The sequence below is a fragment of the Streptomyces sp. NPDC005722 genome, from assembly GCF_040630935.1.
Taxonomy (GTDB): Bacteria; Actinomycetota; Actinomycetes; order Streptomycetales; family Streptomycetaceae; genus Actinacidiphila.
Genome location: NZ_JBEXYN010000002.1, coordinates 224,724 through 242,639, shown reverse-complemented (window position 1 = coordinate 242,639; position 17,916 = coordinate 224,724). Strand labels below are relative to the sequence as shown.

Genomic DNA, 17,916 nt, shown 5'->3' with positions numbered 1-17,916 from the left:
CCCGGAGCCCTTTCTCTGCGGAACTGCGGCTCAACCTTTTCGTCGGTTTGACGCTATCTATCATAACCCGTTCGCGTCAGAATGACGATGGCCCTCGCGTCAGTGTGACGCATTACCCGTAAGGGGCCCGGTGTGCGAGCATGGATGGCGCGCATAAGCATCGGACCCCGGAGGAATGAATCCGGGAAGCCACCGGTTCACCGTTGTGGCAGCATCCGTACAACCCGGGAGTGGATCAGATGACGGTTCAGGACGAGACCAGCCAGAGCGAGGGCATCATCCTGTCCGACGCGGCGGCCTCCAAGGTCAAGAACCTGCTCGAGCAGGAGGGCCGCGACGACCTCGCGCTGCGCGTCGCCGTCCAGCCGGGCGGTTGCTCCGGCCTGCGCTACCAGCTGTTCTTCGACGAGCGTTCGCTCGACGGTGACGTCGTGAAGGACTTCGGCGGTGTGAAGGTGGTCACCGACCGCATGAGCGCCCCGTACCTGGGCGGCGCCTCCATCGACTTCGTCGACACGATCGAGAAGCAGGGCTTCACGATCGACAACCCGAACGCCACGGGCTCCTGCGCCTGCGGCGACTCGTTCCACTGAACCCCGCGCGAAGGCGGCGGGCACCCAGGGTGCCCGCCGCCTTCGGCATGTCCTGACGCCCCCAGCGGGCGGCCCGCCGGCTACGTGCGCGGCACCATGCTGCCGTCGGAGAGGTCGACGACCTTCCGGTCACCCAGCGGCGTGTCGAGCCGGACGGTCCGGGAGAACCGCTCGGCGATCATGATGCAGGCCTTCCCGGGGTCCTTCTGCACCACCGTGACCTTCACCTCCACCACCGCACCCGACTCGTCGGCCGACGCCGTGTAGCCGCTGCACACCCCGCCCCAGAAGCGCAGCGTCAGCTCCGTGCCCTCGGCGCGGTAGGACTCCACCTTCGCCGTCGAGGCAGCCGGCGCCGCCGTCCCCGTGGGCGCGGGGGACGCCTCCCCGCCCCGTACGTACGCCGGGTCCACCGCGGGCCGGGCCAGCACCGACGGCCGCCGCACGCCCTCCTGCGCCACCTCGAAGAGCCAGGACGGCACCAGCGCCTGCCGTCCCGCCACGAACTGCGCCGACAGCCCGAACTCGGCCTTGCGCACCTCCAGCTGCCGGTCCGCGGTCGGCACGCAGGGGAGCACCTTCGGCAGCAGCGGGTCGTCGCCGGGCCCGCGGGAGGGCTTCGGCACCACGGTCGGGCAGTCGCCGAGCCCCAGGTCACCGCCGGTGCCGGGACGTTTCAGCGCCTTCAGCGCCTCCTCGGCCGACCCCACCGGATAGGTGTCACCCCTGGTCAGCGGCGCCATCATGCCGTACCCGGTGACCAGCAGCCCGTCGGAGGCGACCTGCAGCGCCGTCCGCCAGCCGTGCGTCGGCAGCCCCGCCACCCGCGGGTCCGCGGTGACCGTGCGCAGCACGCCCGAGACCTCGCTCGCGTCGGTCCGCGCGTCCTTCAGCCCCAGTGCCGCGAGGACCGGCGCCGCCCTGCGCAGCGCCTCCGCCGCCGGCACCGCGAGGTCGTCCCGCGCGGGGGCGCGGCCCTTGCGGGGCTTGCCGCCGTAGTACGAGTAGGACCAGGTGCCCGGCGCGTCCTTGTTCACCCGGAGCACGGGGCCGCCGCCGTCGGGCGTGCCGCCCGCCTTCCAGGCGCCGTGGTCGGACTTCACCGTGCCGGGCACGCCCAGGGCGCGCGCCAGCCGTTCCACCGCGGCACGCGGGACGCTGCCCGGGCGCTGTACGGCGGCGGAGGAAGGGCCCCGGGGCAGATCGCCCCGGACGGTGAGTTCGGCGCCGGTACCGCCGGTGGAGCCGTCGAGCCGCAGCGGCTCCGGGGAACCGTCCCCGTTGGCGCCCGAGGCGTGCGGGACACCGTCCCGGGTGTCCGACGAGGCCCAGTAGGCGCCGCCGCCTCCGGCGGCCAGCACCGCGACGGCGACCGCCGACATCACCCACGGTGACCTGGGCCTGCGGCGCGGTCGCGTCGGCTCGCTCTCCACGATGGCTCCTTCGGCTCCGCGCAGCTGCGCACAGCTGCCGACGTCCCGGTCCTTCGACCGGGGGACGCCACTTGGACGGGCCGGAGCGCCTCGCGGTTCCGATCAGTCGCCGTACTCGGCCATGCCCTCGACGACGTGCGAGGACGCGGCCGGCACCGTGATCCCGTGCAGACTCGCCGGGCTGACCCGCGCGGACTCGCTCTCCGCGGGGACCTCCCAGTGCGCGGCCATCTTGCGGCAGTCACCGATCAGCTCGGCGAGCGACTCGGGGTCGTCGAGGGGCGCGGTGGGAAGAGGAGTGGTCATAGACACGACCATAGGTACCCGGCGTCACGGGAGAAAGCCCTACTATCGGGTAGTTTCGCCATGTCGGCGCCCACCGGTCCAGCCGGTAGCGTGGACAGGTACCGTCCGCCGTCCGCCTCCGCAGGAGCATCCCAGCCGTGCGTATCGCAGTCACCGGCTCCATCGCCACCGACCACCTGATGACCTTCCCCGGCCGATTCGCCGACCAGCTCGTCGCGGATCAGCTGCACACGGTCTCCCTCTCCTTCCTGGTCGACACGCTCGACGTCCGCCGCGGTGGCGTCGGTGCGAACATCTGTTTCGGGATGGGCCAGCTGGGTGTCCGGCCCGTCCTCGTCGGCGCCGCGGGCTCCGACTTCGACGAGTACCGCTCCTGGCTCGACCGGCACGGTGTCGACACGGCCTCCGTCCGCATCTCCGAGGTGCTGCACACCGCGCGCTTCGTCTGCACCACGGACGCCGACCACAACCAGATCGGCTCCTTCTACACCGGCGCCATGAGCGAGGCGCGCCTCATCGAGCTGCACTCGGTCGCCGCCCGCGTCGGCGGCCTCGACCTCGTGCTCATCGGCGCCGACGACCCCGAGGCGATGCTCCGCCACACCGAGGAGTGCCGCTCCCGCGGCATCCCGTGGGCTGCGGACTTCTCGCAGCAGATCGCCCGCATGAACGGCGACGAGATCCGGATACTGCTGGACGGCGCGGCCTACCTCTTCTCCAACGAGTACGAGAAGGGCCTCATCGAGTCCAAGACCGGCTGGACGGACGAGGAGATCCTCGGCCGGGTCGGCACCCGCGTCACCACGCTGGGCTCGCGCGGCGTCCGCATCGAGCGGGCCGGCGAGGAGCCGATCGTCGTGGGCTGCGCGGAGGAGGACGCCAAGGTCGACCCCACCGGCGTCGGAGACGCCTTCCGCGCCGGCTTCCTCTCCGGCCTCGCCTGGGGCGTCGACGCGGAGCGCGCGGCGCAGGTCGGCTGCATGCTGGCGACGCTGGTCATCGAGACCCTCGGCACGCAGGAGTACCAGCTGCGCCGGGCGCACTTCATGGACCGCTTCACCAAGGCCTACGGCGACGACGCCGCCGAGGAAGTCCGCACCCACCTGCACTGACCCGCTCCCCGTTCACCACCCGACGGCGGTGCCGCACGCGCGGCGCCGCCGTCGTGCCACCCGATCCGCCCTCCCGCCCGGACGGCGGGCGCGGGGGCGGCGGGCCGGATCGCTCACGGGAGGCCGGGGCGGGACGCTCTTCGCTGTAGGCGCACCGCTGTTGCCGCCCCGGTGTCCGCCGGTGGCCCGGCCCCGGCCGACGCTCCCGACGCCTCCCGGGGGCACGTTCGGCCCGTGCACCGGGCCCCGCTGCCCGGACGGGTGCCCACCGATGGCGGAGCCCCGGCCGAAGGCAGCCGCCGTACCCCCCAGGCGCGCTCAACCCGTACGGCCTGCCTGCCCGGACGAGCCTCCGCCGGTGGCGGCGCCGGCCTACGGCTTCCTTTCCGCCCCGGGTGTGGGGGCAGGCCCCTCGGGCGCGCCTGGCGGCGGGGCGGCAGCCGTCGTCAACCGGCCCCGGTCGACGCACCGGCGTGCCCGCGCCGGTCGGTCACGCCCGTCGTGGTGTCAGGAGACGCGGCGCACCCAGTACGCCGTGCCGCGGGGCGCGGCGTGTGCGCCGAGGTACTCCTGTTCGCGCATGTCGCACCACGCCGGGATGTCGAGCCGGGCGGCCTCGTCGTCGGAGAGCACCGACACGACGCCGCCCACGGGTACGTCCCCGATGACCTTCGCCAATTCGATCACCGGGATCGGGCACCGCTTGCCGAGGGAGTCCACGACGAGGTCCGGCCCGTCCTCCTCCTCGTCCGGCTCCGCCCCGGCCGTCCGCCCCGCCGTTGCCGCGGGCCCGGACGCGGGGGTCGGCGCGCCGAGCCGCTCGCGTACCGTCCGCACCACCCCCGGCAGCACTTCGAGGAAGCGGTCCACGTCGCCGGCCTCCGCCCCCGCCGGGAGCGAGACCCGCACGTTCCCCTCGGAGAGCACGCCCATCGCCTTGAGCACGTGGCTCGGCGTCAGCGTGCTGGACGTGCACGACGACCCGGAGGAGACGGAGAAGCCCTCCCGGTCCAGTTCGTGCAGCAGCGCCTCGCCGTCCACGTAGAGGCAGGAGAAGGTCACCACGTTCGGCAGCCGCAGCTCGGGGTGGCCCACCACCTCGACGTCCGGGACGAGTTCGGGCACCGCGGTGCGGATGCGGTCGACCAGCGCGGACAGCCGTGCCGCCTCCGCGGAGGCCTCGGCGCGCACCGCCCGCAGCGAGGCCGCCGCGGCGACGATCGCGGGGAGGTCCTCGAAGCCGGGCGCGCGTCCCGACTCCCGTTCGTCCGCGGGCCCCTGGGCGGCGAAGCGGGTGCCCTTGCGGACGGCCAGCAGTCCGACCCCGGACGGCCCGCCCCACTTGTGGGCGCTCGCCGCCAGCAGGGACCAGCCGCCCGCCACGGCTCCCCAGCCCAGTGACTGGGCGGCGTCGACGAGCAGCGGCACCCCGGCCGCCCGGCACAGTTCCGCGACCTCGTCGACCGGCTGCACCGTGCCGACCTCGTGGTTGGCGGACTGCAGGCAGGCCAGCGCGGTGTCCCCGCGCAGCGCGGCGCCGAAGGTGCCGGCGTCGACCAGACCCGTGCGGTCGACCCCCACCTCCGTGACGTCCGCGTCGTCCACGGCGTCCGCCGCGGCTTGCAGCACGGAGGAGTGCTCGACGGCCGAGACGACCACGTGCCGGCCGACCCGGCGTCGCCCGGCGAGGGCACCGGCCACTCCCGCGTGCACGGCGCGCGTACCCGAAGGAGTGAAAACGAGTTCGTCCGGACGGCACCCGACGGCGTCCGCGGCGGCCTCCCGTGCGGCGTCGAGCAGCAGCCGGGCGCGGCGCCCCTCACGGTAGAGCCGGGAGGGGTCGGCCCACCCCTCGTCGAGCGCGGCGAGGAGTGCCTGCCGGGCGACGGGATGCAGTGGTGCGGCGGACGCGGCGTCGAAGTAGGGCACGTGGTGCACGCTACGCCCCGGCGTCCGGCAGGGCGTCTGGGGACCAGTCAAAAGCCCGCGAAACGGGGCCCTCCGCAGGTGCGGAGCGGTGCCCGACACCCCTTCGGGGGCCGCCCCGGCGCGTTGGCACCCCTCCCCGCGCGCCCCAAAATCGAGTCCAGTAGGGTTTGGTCCGCATAAACATCCACACCACTGCCCGCGCCAGGGCGACCGACCAGCACAGGCCGGGCATCCGGACGCGTGGGCGAGACTCTCGGGAAGGCGCTACGTGAGTCCCTACGGCTCCGACCGCTCGTCGCGGCGCCCGATGCGGCGGATTCTGCCGCAGGCGCTGGCCGCGGGCCTGGTCCTTGCGACCGCCACCGGTTGCACATACGAGGACTTCCCTCGCCTCGGCATGCCCAGCCCCGTCACGGAGCAGGCTCCGCGGATCCTGTCGCTCTGGCAGGGTTCCTGGGCCGCCGCGCTGGCGGTCGGCGTGCTCGTGTGGGGCCTGATCCTCTGGAGCATCATCTTCCACCGGCGCAGCCGCACCAAGGTGGAGATCCCGCCCCAGGTCCGCTACAACATGCCGATCGAGGCGCTCTTCACCACGGTCCCGCTGGTCATCATCTCGGTGCTCTTCTACTTCACCGCCCGCGATGAGTCCAAGCTGCTGGAGACCTCGGCGCGCCCCGACCACGTCGTCAACGTGGTCGGCTTCCAGTGGAGCTGGGCCTTCAACTACGTCGAGGACGTCGACGGCAACCCGTCGACCCCGGCGGCCGGCAAGGTCCCCGCGGAGCTCTCCACGATCTCCGCGAAGAAGCTGGACGCGCCCGCGGGCGCCGACGGCGTCTACGACTTCGGCACGCCCGCCTCCAAGGACCAGGACACCGGCAACCCGGGCCCGACCCTGGTGCTCCCCAAGGGCGAGTCGGTCCGCTTCGTCCTCACCTCGCGTGACGTCATCCACTCCTTCTGGGTGGTCCCCTTCCTGATGAAGATGGACGTCATCCCCGGCCACACCAATGTCTTCCAGGTGACCCCCACCAAGGAGGGCACCTTCGTGGGCAAGTGCGCCGAGCTGTGCGGCGTGGACCACTCCCGGATGCTCTTCAACGTCAAGGTCGTCTCCCCGGAGGCCTACCAGCAGCACCTCCAGGACCTGGCGAAGAAGGGCCAGACCGGTTACGTCCCGGCAGGCATTGCCACCACCGGCAACGCCAAGAACGCGGAGACCAAGACCCAGTGAGCATTCTCAACGAACCCCACGGTGCGGCCGCCGCGCAGGACGACGCGTACGCGGACGAGCTGCCGGTCCGCACGAAGCAGCCGGGCAACGCCATCGTCAAGTGGCTGACCACCACCGACCACAAGACGATCGGCACGCTCTACCTGGCGACGTCGTTCTTCTTCTTCCTCATCGGTGGCGTGATGGCGCTCGTCATGCGCGCCGAACTCGCGCGCCCGGGCACCCAGGTGGTGTCCAACGAGCAGTTCAACCAGCTCTTCACGATGCACGGCACGATCATGCTGCTGATGTTCGCGACCCCGCTCTTCGCGGGCTTCGCGAACTGGATCATGCCGCTGCAGATCGGCGCCCCCGACGTCGCGTTCCCGCGGCTGAACATGTTCGCCTACTGGCTCTACCTGTTCGGCTCGCTGATCGCGGTCGCCGGCTTCCTGACCCCGAACGGCGCGGCCGACTTCGGCTGGTTCGCCTACTCCCCGCTGACCGACGCGGTCCGCTCGCCGGGCATCGGCAGCGACCTGTGGATCATGGGTCTGGCGTTCTCCGGCTTCGGTACGATCCTCGGCTCGGTCAACTTCATCACCACGATCATCTGCATGCGCGCTCCCGGCATGACGATGTTCCGCATGCCGATCTTCACCTGGAACGTGCTGCTCACCGGTGTGCTGGTGCTCTTCGCCTTCCCGGTGCTGGCCGCCGCGCTGCTGGCCCTGGAGGCCGACCGGAAGTTCGGGGCGCACGTGTTCGACGCCGCCAACGGCGGCGCGTTGCTATGGCAACACCTCTTCTGGTTCTTCGGGCACCCAGAGGTGTACATCATCGCCTTGCCGTTCTTCGGCATCATCAGTGAGGTCATCCCGGTCTTCTCCCGGAAGCCGATGTTCGGCTACGTCAGCCTCATCGCGGCGACGATCTCCATCGCCGGCCTCTCGGCGACGGTGTGGGCCCACCACATGTACGTCACCGGCGGTGTGCTGCTGCCGTTCTTCTCCTTCATGACCTTCCTGATCGCGGTACCGACCGGTGTGAAGTTCTTCAACTGGATCGGCACCATGTGGAAGGGCTCACTGAGCTTCGAGACACCGATGCTCTGGGCCATCGGCTTCCTGATCACCTTCACCTTCGGTGGTCTGACCGGTGTCATCCTGGCCTCGCCGCCGCTGGACTTCCACGTCTCCGACTCGTACTTCGTGGTGGCGCACTTCCACTACGTCGTCTTCGGCACGGTCGTCTTCGCGATGTTCTCCGGCTTCCACTTCTGGTGGCCGAAGTTCACCGGCAAGATGCTCGACGAGCGCCTCGGCAAGATCACCTTCTGGACGCTGTTCATCGGCTTCCACGGCACCTTCCTCGTCCAGCACTGGCTGGGCGCCGAGGGCATGCCCCGCCGTTACGCGGACTACCTGAACGCCGACGGCTTCACCACGCTGAACACCATCTCGACGATCAGCTCGTTCCTGCTGGGCCTGTCGATGCTGCCGTTCATCTACAACGTGTGGAAGACCGCGAAGTACGGCAAGCCGGTCGAGGTCGACGACCCGTGGGGTTACGGCCGTTCGCTGGAGTGGGCGACCTCCTGCCCGCCGCCGCGGCACAACTTCCTCACGCTGCCGCGCATCCGGTCCGAATCCCCGGCCTTCGACCTCCACCACCCGGAGATGGCCGCTCTGGACCAGCTGGAGAACGTCGGCGCGGCTCCGTCCGTCTCCGGCGGCGACGAGAAGGAGAGCGGCAAGTGAAGTTCCAGGGCAAGCTGTTCCTGTGGCTGTCCGTCTTCTTCCTGGGCATGGCCGTCGTCTACGGCCTGTGGTCCAAGGAGCCGGTGGGCACCACGGCGCTCTTCCTCTCCTTCGGCCTGGCCGTGATGGTCGGTTTCTACCTGGCCTTCACCGCCCGGCGCGCCGACACCGGTGCGCAGGACCGCGAGGACGCGGACGTCGCGGACGACTCCGGCGAGCTGGGCTTCTTCAGCCCGCACAGCTGGCAGCCGCTGCTGCTGGCCTTCGGTGGTGCCATGGCGTTCCTGGGCATCATCTTCGGCTGGTGGCTGATCTACTTCGCGTCGCCCTTCATCCTCGTCGGCCTGTGGGGCTGGGTCTTCGAGTACTACCGGGGTGAGAACCGCACCCAGTGAGCGCCCCGCGCCCACGCACCGCACCACGGCGAAGGCCCGGATCCCCGGCAGGGGGTCCGGGCCTTCGCCCGTTCGCACGCGCTCGACGGGCGGCGGAGATCATCTCTGCTTAGCGTGGTGACCATGGGTCACCTTTCTCCGCGTCGCCTGGCGACCGCGATCGCTGCAGTGACACTCTCCGCGCCGCTGGCCTCCTGTTCGGGCGGCGGCGATCCCCTCGCCACCGCCCCCTACGACGCCGCCGGCCAGGTCGTGTGGACCGGGGGAACCGCCGGGTCGAAGAAGGCCGACCCCAAGAAGCCGCTGGAAATCACCGTCAAGGGTGACGGCAACCGCATCACCGATGTGACGGCCTCCGACGGTTCTGGACGCTACGTCAGCGGCCGGCTGTCCGCGGACGGCAAGCGCTGGAGCAGCACCTCCAAGCTCTCCTCCGCGGCGCACTACGTCGTCAAGGTGACGACCGAGGACAAGGAGGGCCGCCAAGGCCGCAAGACGCTCTCCGTCGACACCACGGGAACCAAGCGTCACCTGAAGGTCACCTTCGGACCGGAGAGCGGCACCTACGGTGTCGGCCAGCCCATCACCGCCGAGCTCAGCGCGGCCGTCAAGGACGCCCTCGGGCGGAGCGTGGTCGAGCGCAACCTCCACGTCAACGCCTCACCGGCGGCGGAGGAGGGCGCCTGGTACTGGGTCGACGACAAGACCCTGCACTACCGCCCGCGCACCTACTGGCCCGCGCACGCCCGCATCGACGTCCGCAGCACCCTGGACGACGTGCACATCAAGGGCTCGCTCTACGGCGGCGACGTCAAGCCGCTGACGCTGCGCACCGGCGACCGCATCGAGGCCGTCACCGACGCGGCCACGCACACCATGACGTTCAAGCGCAACGGCAAGCTCGTCCGCACCATCCCGGTGACGACCGGCAAGCCCGGCTTCTCCACCCGCAACGGCATCAAGGTGGTGCTGGGCCAGGAGGCCAACGTACGGATGCGCAGCGAGACCGTCGGCATCGCCTCGGGCAGCTCCGACTCCTACGACCTGCCCGTCCAGTGGGCCACCCGGGTGACCTGGAGCGGGGAGTACGTGCACGCGGCGCCGTGGTCGGTGGGCTCGCAGGGGATCGCCAACGTCAGCCACGGCTGCGTCGGGATGAGCACCGAGAACGCCCACTGGTTCTACGACAACGTGCGCGTCGGAGACCTCGTCTCGGTCGTCCACAGCCTCGGCGACGAGATGCCCGCCTTCGGCAACGGCTTCGGCGACTGGAACCTGTCCTGGAGCGACTGGCGCAAGGGCAGCGCGACGGGAACGCGCAAGGGCGCCGACCCGGCCGTGGCAGACCGTACCGACGCCCCTGGAGCCCGCCTGCAGCCCGAGATGTGAGGCTACGCGTCGACGGCCAGCCGCTGCCTCAGCAGCCCCGTCAGGGCCTCGCTCAGCGCGACCGGGTCGACCGGGTGGCTCACCGCCGCGTCGGCCCGGCTCCAACTCGCCAGCCAGGCGTCCTGGGGGCGGCCGATGAGCACCAGCACCGGCGGGCAGCGGAAGATCTCGTCCTTCACCTGGCGGCACACGCCCATGCCGCCGGCCGGGACGGCCTCGCCGTCGAACACGCACGCGTCGATGCCGCCGTTCTCCAGCGCGCTGAGGACCGCCGGGAGGGTCGCGCACTCCACGTACTCGACCGGCGGCAGGTCGCTCGCGGGGCGGCGGCCGACGGCCAGACGGACCTGTTCCCGGGTGTTCCTGTCGTCGCTGTAGACCAGCACCGTCGCGGTCGTCTGCATCCGTGCCTCCTCGCCCTCGTGGAGTCGCCTGCCTGTGGCCGAACCTTACTCCCGAGCACGGCGCTTCGAGGAGGGTTAGCTCCTTCGAGCGACGCCTTTCCCTACCTCAAGGGCCTTGACACACCGAATGGCACCCCCCGGAGTGAGCGCGAGATAAGCGACCGACATAATGTCGGTCGTGGCGACAGCAACAGCAGTAGAAACCGGGCACGCGCACCCGTCGGTCAACCGGCCGAACCTCACCAGCGTCGGAACCATCATCTGGCTGAGTTCCGAGCTGATGTTCTTCGCGGCCCTCTTCGCGATGTACTTCACCCTTCGCTCGGTGACGGGTGCCGAGTACTGGAAGGCGCACGCCGACGTCCTGGACATCCCGTTCTCGGCGACGAACACCACGATCCTCGTGCTCTCCTCCTTCACCTGCCAGATGGGTGTCTTCGCCGCCGAGCGCGGCGATGTGAAGAAGCTGCGCGCGTGGTTCATCGTGACGTTCATCATGGGCGCGATCTTCATCGGCGGTCAGATCTTCGAGTACACCAACCTGGTGAAGGAGGACGGGCTCTCGCTCTCCTCCGACCCCTACGGTTCGGTGTTCTACCTGACCACCGGATTCCACGGTCTGCACGTGACGGGTGGTCTCATCGCCTTCCTGCTGGTCCTGGGACGGACCTACGCGGCACGGCGGTTCACCCACGAGCAGGCCACCGCGGCCATCGTCGTGTCCTACTACTGGCACTTCGTCGATGTCGTCTGGATCGGCCTCTTCGCCACGATCTACCTGATCAAGTAGTCGGGCCCCGCGCGCGGGTCGCGCACACGGTCACGACATCCAGAACCATCGACGCAAGAGATCCTGACACCGGGGTAATCCGTGAAAAAGCTCTCCGCACGACGGCGCCACCCGCTGGCGGCGCTCGTCGTCCTACTTGTCGCGCTCACGGCCATCGGGGGGCTGTACGCCGCGTTCGTGCCGGCGCCCAAGGCGCAGGCGGACGACAGCTCGCAGTCCCTCGCCATCGAAGAGGGCAAGAAGCTGTTCACCGTCGGCTGCTCCAGCTGCCACGGTACGTCGGGGCAGGGCGGCAGTGACGGCCCGAGCCTCGTCGGCGTCGGCTCCGCGGCCGTGGACTTCCAGGTCGGCACCGGCCGCATGCCGGCCCAGCAGCCCGGCGCCCAGGTGCCGCGCAAGAAGGTCATCTACACGCAGAAGCAGATCGACCAGCTCGCGGCCTACATCGCCTCGCTGGGCCCCGGCCCCGTCACGCCCACCGAGGAGCAGTACGACCCGGCCGGCGCCGACGCCGCGCGCGGCGGGGAGCTGTTCCGCACCAACTGCGCCCAGTGCCACAACTACCAGGGCAAGGGCGGCGCGCTGACGCACGGCAAGTACGCTCCCACGCTCGAGGGCGTGAGTGACAAGCACCTGTACGAGGCCATGCTGACCGGCCCGCAGAACATGCCGTCCTTCCCCGACACGACGATGCCGGAGGAGAACAAGCGGGAGATCATCGCGTACCTCGACGCCGTCAACGGCGAGGGCGCACCGAGCCCCGGCGGCATGTCGCTGGGCAGCCTCGGCCCGGTCACCGAGGGTCTCTTCGGCTGGATCTTCGGCCTCGGGGCCCTGATCGCCTGCGCCATTTGGCTCGCGGCCCACACCACCAAGGCGAAGAAGTCATGAGTCAGGACATGTCAGAAGAGAACCTGCCGGACAGGCCGGCACACCAGGGCGGCGGCCAGGTCGCGACCACGGAGAACCCGTTCGCGGACCCGGGCTTCCCGGCGCATCAGCCGCGCCGCCAGGACATCGACGAGAAGGCCGCGCGGTCCTCCGAGCGCACGGTGGCCTTCCTGTTCACCGTGTCGATGGTCGCCACGCTGGGCTTCATCGCCAGCTTCGTGGTCATCCCGATCGACAAGATCGTCTACATCTGGCCGCTCGGTCACATCAGCGCGCTGAACTTCGCGCTGGGCATGACCCTCGGCGTCTCGCTCTTCGCCATCGGCGCCGGCGCGGTCCACTGGGCCCGCACGCTGATGTCGGACGTCGAGGTCGCCGACGACCGCCACGCGATCGCGGCGACCCCCGAGGTCCGGGAGAAGGTCCTGGCGGACTTCGCCACCGGGGCCGGGGAGAGCCAGATCGGCCGTCGCAAGCTGATCCGCAACACCATGCTGGGCGCGCTGACCCTGGTGCCGCTCTCCGGTGTGTTCCTGCTGCGCGACCTCGGCCCGCTGCCGGAGGACAAGCTGCGCCACACGCTGTGGTCCAAGGGCCGGCTGCTGATCAACCAGAACACCAACAAGCCGCTGCGTCCCGAGGACGTCGCCGTCGGCTCGCTGACCTTCGCCGTGCCCGAGGGCCTGGAGGAGGAGCAGCACGACTACCAGGAGCAGCTCGCCAAGGCGGCCCTGATGATCGTCCGCATCCAGCCGGACGACATCAAGGACAAGAAGTCCCGCGAGTGGGCGCACCAGGGCATCCTGGCGTTCTCGAAGATCTGCACCCACGTCGGCTGCCCGATCAGCCTCTACGAGCAGCAGACGCACCACGTGCTCTGCCCCTGCCACCAGTCGACGTTCGACCTGTCCGACGGTGCCCGGGTGATCTTCGGCCCCGCCGGTCACGCCCTGCCGCAGCTGCACATCAGCGTGAACGGCGAGGGTTACCTCGAGGCTCTGGGCGACTTCGACGAGCCCGTGGGCCCTGCGTTTTGGGAGCGTGGATGAGCACCAACACGAGCGCGAGCGCGAAGCCGCGCGGAAAGGCCCCGGCCGGCGAACGCGTCGCCGACTGGGCCGACGGCCGGCTGGGCATCTACAGCCTGGGCAAGGCCAACCTGCGGAAGATCTTCCCGGACCACTGGTCCTTCATGCTCGGCGAGATCGCCCTCTACAGCTTCATCATCGTCATCCTGACGGGTGTCTACCTGACGCTGTTCTTCCACCCGGCGATGAACGAGGTCGTCTACGACGGCTCGTACGCGCCGCTGCAGGGCATCTCGATGTCCGAGGCGTACGCGTCGACCCTGCACATCAGCTTCGACGTGCGCGGCGGTCTGCTCGTCCGGCAGATCCACCACTGGGCGGCCATCGTCTTCGTGGCCGCGATGCTCGTGCACATGATGCGCATCTTCTTCACCGGTGCGTTCCGCAAGCCGCGCGAGATCAACTGGGTCTTCGGCTTCCTGCTGCTGTTCCTCGGCATGTTCGACGGCTTCATGGGCTACTCGCTGCCGGACGACCTGCTGTCCGGCACCGGCATCCGCTTCATGGAGGGCGCGGTCCTGTCCGTGCCGATCGTCGGCACGTACCTCTCGTTCTTCCTCTTCGGCGGTGAGTTCCCCGGCGCCGACATCGTGCCGCGGTTCTACACGATCCACGTGCTGCTGATCCCCGGCATCATGGCGGGCCTGCTGGTGGCCCACCTGATCCTGATCGTCTACCACAAGCACACGCAGTGGGCCGGCCCCGGCAAGTCCGAGAAGAACGTCGTGGGCATGCCGTTCTTCCCGGTCTACACGGCCAAGGCGGGCGGCTTCTTCTTCATCGTCTTCGGTGTCATCGCGGCCATGTCCGCGCTGGTCTCCGTCAACCCGGTGTGGGCGTACGGTCCCTACCGGCCGGACCAGGTGTCGACCGACGCCCAGCCCGACTGGTACATGGGCTTCTCCGAGGGCCTGATCCGCATCATGCCGGGCTGGGAGATCAACTTTGCGGGCCACACGCTCGTCCTGGGCGTGTTCATCCCGCTGGTGATCTTCCCGCTGGTCCTGGGCTTCATGGGCGTCTACCCGTTCCTGGAGTCCTGGGTCACCGGTGACAAGCGCGAGCACCACCTGCTCGACCGCCCGCGCAACCGGCCGGTCCGCACGGGCATCGGCGCGGCCTGGATCAGCCTCTACCTGATCCTGCTCGTCGGTGGTGGCAACGACCTCTTCGCGACCCGCTTCCACCTGTCGATCAACGCGATCACCTGGGTGGTCCGGATCTCGTTCTTCGTGCTGCCGGTGCTGGTCTTCTTCGTCACCAAGCGGATCTGCCTGGGTCTGCAGCGGCGCGACCGCGACAAGGTGCTGCACGGTCGCGAGACCGGCATCATCAAGCGGCTCCCGCACGGTGAGTTCATCGAGATCCACGAGCCGCTGGAGCAGGGCTCGCTGTTCAAGCTCACCGCGCACGAGCAGCCCAAGCCGCTCGACGTCGGCCCCGAGGTCGACGAGAACGGCGTGGAGAAGAAGGTCGGCCGCACCGCGAAGCTGCGCGCCAGGCTGTCCCGCGGCTACTACGGCGAGGGAACGCAGATCGACAAGCCCACCGTCGAGGAGTACGAGGAGATCACGAGCGGCCACGGTCACCACTGATCACTGAAGCTGTGCCACCGGGCAGGGTCCCGTCCATCCGATGGACGGGGCCCTTTCCCGTTCCCCCGCGCCGATAGGCTGGGGCCCGAAGACTTCCCGCCGCACGTCAGACCCCGTGGAGTGGACCATGAGCGTTGTGAACCCCGCCGGAGGCGCATCAGTGGCGGGCGGCTCCTGGCCCGACGTCCTGGGCGCACTGCTGAACGGCAGGGACCTCACGGCCGCGGAGGCGGCCTGGGCGATGGACCGGATCATGAGCGGCGAGGCCTCGGACGCCCAGGTCGCCGGCTTCATGGTGGCCCTGCGGGCCAAGGGCGAGACCGTCGAGGAGGTCACCGGCCTCGTCGAGTCGATGTACGCGCACGCGGAGCCGCTGGAGATCCCCGGGCCCGCCGTGGACATCGTCGGCACCGGCGGCGACCGGGCCAGGACGGTGAACATCTCCACGATGTCCGCCATCGTCATCGCGGGCACGGGCGCCAAGGTCGTCAAGCACGGCAACCGCGCGGCCAGCAGCGCCAGCGGGGCCTCCGACGTCCTGGAGAAGCTGGGCATCAACCTCGACCTGCCCGCCGCCCGGGTGGCGGCGGTCGCCGAGGAGACCGGGATCACCTTCTGCTTCGCGGCGAAGTTCCACCCCGCGATGCGGTTCGCCGCCCCGGCCCGCCGCGACCTCGGCGTCCCCACCTCGTTCAACATCCTCGGCCCGCTGACCAACCCGGCCCGGGTGGGGGCCTCCGCCGTGGGCTGCTTCGACACCCGGATGGCCGGTCTGATCGCGGGCGTCCTGGCCCGCCGCGGCTCCTCCGCGCTGGTGTTCCGGGGCGACGACGGGCTGGACGAGCTGACGGTCACGGCCACCTCCCAGGTGTGGGTGGTGCGCGACGGGAAGGTCGAGCAGGAGTCCTTCGACCCGCGCGACGTCGGCATCGAGCTGGTGCCGATCGAGTCGCTGCGGGGCGCGGACGCCGCCTACAACGCCGACGTCGCCCGGCGGTTGCTGGCCGGCGAGACCGGGCCGGTCCGCGACGCGGTGCTGCTCAACTCGGCCGCCGCGCTGGTCGCACTGGAGGGCGCGGGCGGTGGGCTGACCGACGGGATCGCGGCCGGGATCGCCCGGGCGGCCGAGTCGATCGACTCGGGCGCGGCCGCCCGCACCCTGGAGCGCTGGGCCGCGGCCACGCACGCGTAGGGCAGGCGTACGGGAACGACCGTGGAGGGCCGGGGCGGTTGCCCCGGCCCTCCGTGGCGTTCGCGGCGGGGCGGACGGCCCGGGACGGGGCCCGGGGCCGGCCGTCCGGGATGCGGACCGCGGCTTGCGGCGTCACACCCGTGTGGCATGATGCTGCGCAGGTCACGAGTGACAGCGAAACGGCCCCGGCCCGCTGTCCGGCAACCCTCCTTCCGTGGCGGGGTGCCCCGGGTGATGACCAGGCCGTAGGCAGCGAGGTCTGCGGCAAGCGCGGTCAGAGGAGTTCCTCCATGAGCAAGCGAATGCGCTAGGGCCTTCGGGGCCCCCTGTCGCGTACCCACCCTCCCCGGGCGTCCGCCCGTCGTGCCGAGGGCTTTCCCGTCATCACTGACGTTCCTTCACTCCCGCCTGCTCCCAGGAGACTTCGCCATGTCGCCGCGCCCTGCCCTGCCCTCGTCCGTCCACACCCCGCTGCCCGTGCTGGGGCGTGAGGTCCTCGTGCCGCTGGTGACCGGGGGCGAGGTCGGCTACGCCGCCCTCGACTACGCGGCCAGCGCGCCCGCGCTGCAGCGGGTCTGGGACGACGTGGCGGCCTACGCGCCGTACTACGGCAGCGTGCACCGGGGGGCCGGCTACCTCTCCCAGCTGTCGACGGACCTGTTCGAGCAGAGCCGGGCCACGGTCGCGGAGTTCCTCGGCTGTCGCCCCGGCGACCAGGTGGTCTTCACCCGCTCCACCACCGACTCGCTGAACCTGCTGGCCGCCGTCCTGCCCGCCGGCACCGGCGTCCTCGTCTTCGAGACCGAGCACCACGCCTCCCTGCTGCCGTGGCGGGACGCCGACGTGACCTACCTCGACGCCCCCCGCACACCGGCCGAGGCGGTGGCGACGCTGGAGCGGGCGCTGGCCGCCCGGGTGGCGGACGGACCGGCGCTGGTCTGCGTGACCGGGGCCTCCAACGTGACCGGCGAGCTGTGGCCGGTGCGGGAACTGGCCGCGGCGGCCCACGCCCACGGCGCCCGGATCGTGCTGGACGCGGCGCAGCTCGCCCCGCACCACCCGGTCGACATCGCGGAACTCGACGTGGACTGGGTGGCCTTCTCCGGGCACAAGCTGTACGCGCCGTTCGGCTCCGGGGTGCTCGCCGGCCGCGCCGACTGGCTGTGCGCTGCCGAGCCCTACCTGGCCGGTGGCGGCGCCTCGCGTCGGGTGGCCCGCGGCGCGGACGGCGGGGTGGACGTCGACTGGCACACCACGGCCGCCCGGCACGAGGCCGGCTCGCCCAACGTCATCGGCGCCTACGCGATCGCCTCGGCCTGCCGCACGTTGACGGAGGCGGGCTTCGGCCGGCTGGTCGAGCGGGAGCAGGCGCTGGTGGCCCGGGTGCGGGCCGGACTGGCGGAGGTGCCCGAGGTGAGGGTGCTCTCGCTCTTCGGCGACGACGCCCCCCGGGTCGGCGTCATCTCCTTCGTCGTCGAGGGCTGGAACAGCTCCCACTTCGCGGCGGCGCTCTCCGCCGAGTACGGGATCGGCGTCCGCGACGGCCTCTTCTGCGCGCACCCGCTGGTGCGCACCCTGCTCGGGGGCAGCGAGCAGGAGCCGGGTGAGTGCGGGGCCCCCGAGGCCGCCCCGGACGGGGGTGGCCCCGCGCTCAACGCGATCCGGGTGTCCTTCGGCGCGGGCACCCCGGACGAGCACGTGGAGCGCTTCGTCGACGCGGTGCGGGAGCTCGTGGCGGAGGGCGCCAAGTGGCGCTACCGCACCGAGGACGGCCGCTGCGTGCCGGACCGCGGCCAGGCGTAGCGGCAGGTCCCGGGCGTCCCAGG

At 70.8% G+C, this 17,916-nt stretch carries 16 protein-coding genes and 1 riboswitch; of the genes, 12 read left to right on the top strand and 4 right to left on the bottom strand.

The window, feature by feature from the left end:
• Window positions 1-239: 239 nt before the first annotated feature.
• Window positions 240-593: an iron-sulfur cluster assembly accessory protein gene (locus tag ABZ479_RS03235; protein WP_319134051.1), complete on the top strand. Its 354-nt coding sequence runs from the start codon at window positions 240-242 to the stop codon at window positions 591-593.
• 80 nt (window positions 594-673) lie between these two features.
• Here the strand turns inward: ABZ479_RS03235 and ABZ479_RS03230 are convergent, their stop codons facing one another.
• Both ABZ479_RS03230 and ABZ479_RS03225 read right to left on the bottom strand, forming a co-directional pair.
• On the bottom strand, window positions 674-2,026 hold the full coding sequence (locus ABZ479_RS03230; RefSeq protein ID WP_500459579.1) for a hypothetical protein: 1,353 nt from the start codon (window positions 2,024-2,026) through the stop codon (window positions 674-676).
• Window positions 2,027-2,128: 102 nt separating this feature from the next.
• Window positions 2,129-2,332 (bottom strand): hypothetical protein, encoded by a 204-nt coding sequence (locus ABZ479_RS03225; protein WP_499598061.1) that lies wholly within the window; start codon window positions 2,330-2,332, stop codon window positions 2,129-2,131.
• Window positions 2,333-2,469: 137 nt separating this feature from the next.
• Between ABZ479_RS03225 and ABZ479_RS03220 the strand changes: the two genes are divergently transcribed.
• Entirely contained in the window at window positions 2,470-3,444 is a 975-nt protein-coding gene (locus ABZ479_RS03220) for a carbohydrate kinase family protein (protein WP_500459577.1), read from the top strand.
• Window positions 3,445-3,951: 507 nt separating this feature from the next.
• On the opposite strand, the gene ABZ479_RS03215 is transcribed toward ABZ479_RS03220, so the two are convergent.
• Entirely contained in the window at window positions 3,952-5,373 is a 1,422-nt protein-coding gene (locus ABZ479_RS03215) for a cysteine desulfurase/sulfurtransferase TusA family protein (RefSeq protein WP_500459576.1), read from the bottom strand.
• Between the two features lie 268 nt (window positions 5,374-5,641).
• On the opposite strand from ABZ479_RS03215, the gene ctaC reads away from it, so the two are divergent.
• From ctaC to ABZ479_RS03195, 4 genes are all read left to right on the top strand, one after another.
• A complete protein-coding gene (gene ctaC / locus ABZ479_RS03210; protein WP_500459575.1) occupies window positions 5,642-6,607 on the top strand; it encodes an aa3-type cytochrome oxidase subunit II in 966 nt (321 codons plus the stop codon).
• Window positions 6,604-8,346, top strand: coding sequence for an aa3-type cytochrome oxidase subunit I (ctaD, locus tag ABZ479_RS03205; protein WP_500459574.1), 1,743 nt, complete (start codon window positions 6,604-6,606; stop codon window positions 8,344-8,346). The genes ctaC and ctaD overlap by 4 nt, the downstream gene beginning before the upstream one ends.
• Window positions 8,343-8,741 carry a cytochrome c oxidase subunit 4 gene (locus tag ABZ479_RS03200; RefSeq protein WP_018557033.1) on the top strand — a complete coding sequence of 133 codons (399 nt, stop codon included), beginning with the start codon at window positions 8,343-8,345 and terminating at the stop codon, window positions 8,739-8,741. Before ctaD ends, ABZ479_RS03200 begins: the two co-directional genes overlap by 4 nt.
• A 123-nt stretch (window positions 8,742-8,864) precedes the next feature.
• The gene (locus tag ABZ479_RS03195) at window positions 8,865-10,130 is read left to right on the top strand and encodes a L,D-transpeptidase (protein WP_500459573.1); all 1,266 of its coding nucleotides are present in this window, start codon (window positions 8,865-8,867) and stop codon (window positions 10,128-10,130) included.
• Window positions 10,131-10,132: 2 nt separating this feature from the next.
• Here the strand turns inward: ABZ479_RS03195 and ABZ479_RS03190 are convergent, their stop codons facing one another.
• Window positions 10,133-10,534, bottom strand: a complete 402-nt coding sequence (locus ABZ479_RS03190) for a hypothetical protein (RefSeq protein WP_499598043.1) — start codon at window positions 10,532-10,534, stop codon at window positions 10,133-10,135.
• 169 nt (window positions 10,535-10,703) lie between these two features.
• Here ABZ479_RS03190 and ctaE point away from each other — a divergent pair, with 169 nt between their 5' ends.
• The 6 genes from ctaE (at window position 10,704) to ABZ479_RS03160 (ending at window position 17,893) form a co-directional block, all read left to right on the top strand.
• Entirely contained in the window at window positions 10,704-11,324 is a 621-nt protein-coding gene (gene ctaE / locus ABZ479_RS03185) for an aa3-type cytochrome oxidase subunit III (RefSeq protein WP_319163544.1), read from the top strand.
• A gap of 81 nt (window positions 11,325-11,405) precedes the next feature.
• Window positions 11,406-12,215: a cytochrome bc1 complex diheme cytochrome c subunit gene (qcrC, locus tag ABZ479_RS03180; RefSeq protein WP_500459572.1), complete on the top strand. Its 810-nt coding sequence runs from the start codon at window positions 11,406-11,408 to the stop codon at window positions 12,213-12,215.
• A gap of 8 nt (window positions 12,216-12,223) precedes the next feature.
• Window positions 12,224-13,264 (top strand): cytochrome bc1 complex Rieske iron-sulfur subunit, encoded by a 1,041-nt coding sequence (gene qcrA, locus ABZ479_RS03175; RefSeq protein WP_500459571.1) that lies wholly within the window; start codon window positions 12,224-12,226, stop codon window positions 13,262-13,264.
• On the top strand, window positions 13,261-14,898 hold the full coding sequence (qcrB, locus tag ABZ479_RS03170; RefSeq protein ID WP_499598035.1) for a cytochrome bc1 complex cytochrome b subunit: 1,638 nt from the start codon (window positions 13,261-13,263) through the stop codon (window positions 14,896-14,898). The genes qcrA and qcrB overlap by 4 nt, the downstream gene beginning before the upstream one ends.
• Before the next feature lie 127 nt (window positions 14,899-15,025).
• Window positions 15,026-16,090: an anthranilate phosphoribosyltransferase gene (gene trpD / locus ABZ479_RS03165; protein ID WP_500459570.1), complete on the top strand. Its 1,065-nt coding sequence runs from the start codon at window positions 15,026-15,028 to the stop codon at window positions 16,088-16,090.
• A gap of 160 nt (window positions 16,091-16,250) precedes the next feature.
• Window positions 16,251-16,367: riboswitch (SAM riboswitch) on the top strand.
• Between the two features lie 152 nt (window positions 16,368-16,519).
• Complete coding sequence (locus ABZ479_RS03160; RefSeq protein WP_500459569.1) at window positions 16,520-17,893, top strand: aminotransferase class V-fold PLP-dependent enzyme; 1,374 nt, start codon at window positions 16,520-16,522, stop codon at window positions 17,891-17,893.
• Window positions 17,894-17,916 lie beyond the last annotated feature (23 nt).

Bases quoted from the DNA above. Each gene is read 5' to 3' on its own strand.
- ctaE (WP_319163544.1), top strand. From the start codon at position 10,704: ATGTCGGTCGTGGCGACAGCAACAGCAGTAGAAACCGGGCACGCGCAC.
- ABZ479_RS03190 (WP_499598043.1), bottom strand. From the start codon at position 10,534: ATGCAGACGACCGCGACGGTGCTGGTCTACAGCGACGACAGGAACACC.
- ABZ479_RS03225 (WP_499598061.1), bottom strand. From the start codon at position 2,332: ATGACCACTCCTCTTCCCACCGCGCCCCTCGACGACCCCGAGTCGCTC.
- trpD (WP_500459570.1), top strand. From the start codon at position 15,026: ATGAGCGTTGTGAACCCCGCCGGAGGCGCATCAGTGGCGGGCGGCTCC.
- ABZ479_RS03195 (WP_500459573.1), top strand. From the start codon at position 8,865: ATGGGTCACCTTTCTCCGCGTCGCCTGGCGACCGCGATCGCTGCAGTG.
- ABZ479_RS03235 (WP_319134051.1), top strand. From the start codon at position 240: ATGACGGTTCAGGACGAGACCAGCCAGAGCGAGGGCATCATCCTGTCC.
- ABZ479_RS03160 (WP_500459569.1), top strand. From the start codon at position 16,520: ATGTCGCCGCGCCCTGCCCTGCCCTCGTCCGTCCACACCCCGCTGCCC.
- qcrB (WP_499598035.1), top strand. From the start codon at position 13,261: ATGAGCACCAACACGAGCGCGAGCGCGAAGCCGCGCGGAAAGGCCCCG.
- qcrA (WP_500459571.1), top strand. From the start codon at position 12,224: ATGTCAGAAGAGAACCTGCCGGACAGGCCGGCACACCAGGGCGGCGGC.